Source organism: Endozoicomonas sp. (assembly GCF_051008435.1).
GTDB lineage: Bacteria > Pseudomonadota > Gammaproteobacteria > Pseudomonadales > Endozoicomonadaceae > Endozoicomonas_A.
The window spans coordinates 1-3,942 of the sequence record NZ_JBPCXO010000296.1 but is presented as its reverse complement, the minus strand read 5'-3'; the positions used below and the strand labels follow the sequence as shown (position 1 = coordinate 3,942).

The 3,942-nt window shown below is 46.7% G+C and carries 6 protein-coding genes; 2 read left to right on the top strand and 4 right to left on the bottom strand.

From position 1 onward, the window contains the following. Window positions 1-50: 50 nt before the first annotated feature. The gene (locus ACR2PX_RS14995) at window positions 51-464 is read right to left on the bottom strand and encodes a hypothetical protein (RefSeq protein WP_434000163.1); all 414 of its coding nucleotides are present in this window, start codon (window positions 462-464) and stop codon (window positions 51-53) included. A 365-nt stretch (window positions 465-829) separates the two neighbouring features. Between ACR2PX_RS14995 and ACR2PX_RS14990 the strand changes: the two genes are divergently transcribed. Then, the gene (locus ACR2PX_RS14990; protein WP_434000162.1) at window positions 830-1,183 is read left to right on the top strand and encodes a phage holin family protein; all 354 of its coding nucleotides are present in this window, start codon (window positions 830-832) and stop codon (window positions 1,181-1,183) included. Window positions 1,184-1,221: 38 nt separating this feature from the next. Here ACR2PX_RS14990 and ACR2PX_RS14985 read toward each other — a convergent pair whose 3' ends face one another. Next, window positions 1,222-2,487, bottom strand: coding sequence for an amino acid permease (locus ACR2PX_RS14985; protein WP_434000161.1), 1,266 nt, complete (start codon window positions 2,485-2,487; stop codon window positions 1,222-1,224). Continuing rightward, window positions 2,484-2,759: a trp operon repressor gene (gene trpR, locus ACR2PX_RS14980; protein WP_434000160.1), complete on the bottom strand. Its 276-nt coding sequence runs from the start codon at window positions 2,757-2,759 to the stop codon at window positions 2,484-2,486. Before trpR ends, ACR2PX_RS14985 begins: the two co-directional genes overlap by 4 nt. A gap of 191 nt (window positions 2,760-2,950) precedes the next feature. Here trpR and ACR2PX_RS14975 point away from each other — a divergent pair, with 191 nt between their 5' ends. Continuing rightward, window positions 2,951-3,352 carry a hypothetical protein gene (locus tag ACR2PX_RS14975; protein WP_434000159.1) on the top strand — a complete coding sequence of 134 codons (402 nt, stop codon included), beginning with the start codon at window positions 2,951-2,953 and terminating at the stop codon, window positions 3,350-3,352. A 44-nt stretch (window positions 3,353-3,396) separates the two neighbouring features. Here ACR2PX_RS14975 and ACR2PX_RS14970 read toward each other — a convergent pair whose 3' ends face one another. Then, window positions 3,397-3,786, bottom strand: a complete 390-nt coding sequence (locus ACR2PX_RS14970; RefSeq protein WP_434000158.1) for a hypothetical protein — start codon at window positions 3,784-3,786, stop codon at window positions 3,397-3,399. Window positions 3,787-3,942: the final 156 nt, after the last annotated feature.

Here is a 3,942-nt window from a genome sequence, read left to right as displayed (position 1 = left end):
GCCAAGCGAAAGGCAAGAGGCTATAAGAAACCGCACTTTAAAATTATGGTTTATTTACTGACTGGCAAGCTGAATTTCACCCGAGTGAATGAATCCTGCTTACCCACTTGAAATTCAAAAGAGCCATATTTTTTGCTGGCATCTGCAAAATCTTTCCAGATTCCTTTGTCATTAAATGTACCAAAATGCTTTCCATTCACATCATCGGTATAGGCAATGAGATTCCCGTAACTATCTTCCCCCCAACCAACCAAATGCATCAACTCATCGTTGGTATCAATCTTCAGTCCCGCAATAGTATTGGTCTTCCAATCATAATGGGCAAGAGTATTGTAATTCGAATAGCCATACAGATTAATGTAAATACGCTTATGCTTATTGTGATAAAAAAGATCCCTGAACCCATAAGGCTGCTTTTCCGGAGCAATCAAGCTGTGATAGGCAGGTAATTTATTCCAGAACAAGGAACAATCTGCGTTAACAGAAAGGGCGAATGTGGATAAAACAAAGTAGGAAAACAAAGTAGGCACTGATCAGACTTTTACGTAAATGTTGCATCTGATTACCTCTCAAAACGAACGGGTAACAGAAGACTAGCAATGAATACCATTCACTTTTTAAAAAGTGTTGTTTTCGTTTTCAGTGAACGGGTTAGTTATTGCATACAGCAAAAGTCTGCGTACAGATTCATTACTTCAGCCCATCCATCGACTCTTGATCGCCTGTTAGAAACGAAAAATGTAAACAAAAAATAAAGTCAATTTTAAGCGGTGGACCTGGAGTGCTAAAGTAGACTGACTCAACTGCCTATTCCTGAAGCGAGATTAAGATGCTGAGCCTGATTCTGTATTTCCTGATCAACGGTCTGGCTGTTTTCATTACTGCCAGAATCCTCAAAGGCGTAGAAATAAAAAGCTATGGCAGTGCGGTGCTGGTATCGATCCTGCTGGCTGTGGTCAACACCTTCGTGAAACCCATTCTGTTTTTCCTGACTCTGCCCATCACCATCCTGACTCTGGGTCTGTTCACTCTGGTACTCAATGCCCTGATGCTGATGATCGTGGATTATTTTATGGACAGCTTCAAGATTAACAATTTTGGCTGGGCACTGATCATGGGTATCGTGCTGTCTATCGTCAACGCTCTTCTGTTCTTCCTGATTCCGGGCGTGGTTATTATTTAAATCGAAGGGAGCAGGCACCTGCCTGCTCCTGATAGAAATTATTTCCCGAAAGCAGGCAACAAACCAAACGCATCCATTCCAGCCAGTGTCATGGAGAGAAGACCAAAGGCCAACACCAGCCCCATTCGCGGTAAACCGCCCGGTACCTGATAACCTTCATCAGACTTCTGACGCCCAATCCAGGCCATCAGTACTGGCGATAGCACACAGAAGATCACCATTACCAGTCCGGCAAACCCGATCGCGGTAATAAAACCATTGGGTAACAAAACACCCAACAGTGTTGGCGGTACAAAAGTAATAGCCGCAGTCTTCAGTCGCCCGGATAAATCCTCACCAAACCCGAACAGGTCAGAGAGGTAATCGTAAAGGCAAAGAGCAACCCCCAGGAATGAACTGGCCACAGCCATATTGGAAAACAGCTGCAACAGTGAAGAAACTTTCAGGTCCAACCCATTGTCAGCCAGCGCACCCATGATGCTGCCAATATTGCCGCCGACAGAAATGATGGCCGGAAATTCACTGCGATCAATGTTTCCAAAAATGGCAATTTGCCAGAACACGTAGATGCCCAGAGTCAGCAGAGAACCCCAAAGCAGCGCATTACGAACTTTGCTGCCATCCCGGTTGTAATATTTGGTCAGACTCGGAACCGCTGTCTGCATGCCAAAGCTGACGGCCAGAAAGCTGAGCGCTACCAGTGAATAGGGAATAGCTTCTGCGAGACTCAGACCAGGAAACAGCTTTGCCGGCTGAGCCTCACTGATTAAGCCCCCGGAAGAGCCCAGGAAAGTGATGATCATGCCGCCCATCAATACCGTGGTGACCCGGTCTACTGCTCGAGTTCCGGCAACAACAATCACAGACAATACGACCGCAAAAATCAGGCTGGCTTTACCCGCAGTCAAACTGATGCCGGCTACCGATTGCAGACTGTAGGTAATGATAGAGCTGCCACCGGAAATGTAGGCGTAAGTAAGGATGTAACAGAGAAAAGCGACAGATGCACCATTAATGATGCGCCCCACATTGCCCATTGTTGCCTGGGCCATGGTGTCAAAACTCGCACCACGGGGAAAACGCAAATTGGTTTCCAACAGATACAGCGCTGAGCTGTACATGCAATACCAGGTCAATAACATCAAAATGATGGAATAACCAAACCACATACCACTGGTAGCCACCGGCAAAGAAAACATACCGGCACCGATGGCGGTCCCTGCCACGATGACGGTCCCCCCCAGGATGCTTCCTTCCTGCTCCGGCTTTTCTGCCGGAATACTGCCTATTATTGCTTCACTCATATATCGGCTTCTAAGATCTGTTTATCCTGTTGATCTAATCTTTTCAGGTAGTTGGAACAACGAGTGACTTTGGCAATACTGACCCCAAGGCGTGATGCAATTTCACGCTGTGAAGCTTCCCCGTCCAGTAATGCCTTCATAATCGCCAGTCTTGAAGCTACTGCCTCCTGTTCTTCCGGAGTCAACAGTAATTCCATCACCCTGTCCAACGCCTGCCTGTCCGACTGACTCTGAACCAGATCTAACACATCTGACCATGACTTCTCTGACATCTCTGTCCATCACCACCCTGAAAACGTACTGGTGTAACAGTACAGCAGTACATGCTTTTCCGGCATTGTGGATTCACGGTTTCAGACCATGCAGTTATGCCCATTCAGCTAGGTATGAAACACAGCAAAACTTATGTTTTCAGCCTGACTGTCGAGACATAACAGCAGAGCCTCTGATGAAAGGAATCATAATGAAAAGGATTACCCTGGTACTGGCCAGTCTTTGCGTCCTGCTCATTTCGCCACTGTCCCAGGCCAGAGCCCAGGAAGCAGCCCTGAACTTTTATTTTCAGAAAAATCCGGAAGCCAAGGGGTATGCTCTAACACTGCCTCTGATGCTGGGGAATAATGCATCCAGGGCTCAACCGATGGAACTGAATGAGTTCCCGGCCTTCAGAGTCGCTATTCAACAGGGGATGCAGGGGTTGGATATTCTGTTCTTTGATACTCAGTCAGGCAAACTGCTGACCAAGATGCGTTACCCAATGGTGAATCGTCTGCAAAACACCTTTCAGACTCAAGGCTTCACCGGGCTGCAATACATCCATCATCCTAACGGCTCAGTTCTACAGTTTATTGGCATGGTGCGGTAATCAGGTACGTCCTTGTACCGGAGGAAAAGGATTCGCAGAGATAATTAATGAGCAGGAGTACTTTGATCCCTGTAGGTCTTAATAAGATCAAACTGCTTTCGGAACTGGCTCAGACACTGACCCACAGAAAACTTTGGATTCTTCTCGTTAAACATCTTGCAGGACTGCTTGAACAGAGTTTCCTTATTCATTTCTTTAAGAATCAAATTGCTGGCAGTTGGCACTGAGTCTGGCTTTACTGGTGGCAATTCACCTTGCAGAGGCGTCATTGAAAAGCCACAGAAGAGTGTAAAAGAATCATCGGGCGCTGGGCCATAAACAGCCACAAAGCAATGATTCAGCACTTGGTCCTGGAAACTGCCGCCATTCAAGTCGATGGAAGTTTTTCCATCCAAACTTTGCCAGTTCGTCAGCAGCATGGATGAGGTATTCACAGCCTGCTCTCCCTGACAAATGCCTGACGTAACTCATGTTACGCACTCAGCAAAATCTGCCATGCTTTAGAGCATGAACACAGAGCTGTTTGAGCTGTATAGCGATTACCTGCTGTCCTCATTCGGCAAAACGACAGCCACACAGCTGTCATCTTT

Coding starts and splice junctions, on each gene's coding strand:
- ACR2PX_RS14990 (WP_434000162.1), top strand. CDS start 830: ATGCTGAGCCTGATTCTGTATTTCCTGATCAACGGTCTGGCTGTTTTC.
- ACR2PX_RS14985 (WP_434000161.1), bottom strand. CDS start 2,487: ATGAGTGAAGCAATAATAGGCAGTATTCCGGCAGAAAAGCCGGAGCAG.
- trpR (WP_434000160.1), bottom strand. CDS start 2,759: ATGTCAGAGAAGTCATGGTCAGATGTGTTAGATCTGGTTCAGAGTCAG.
- ACR2PX_RS14975 (WP_434000159.1), top strand. CDS start 2,951: ATGAAAAGGATTACCCTGGTACTGGCCAGTCTTTGCGTCCTGCTCATT.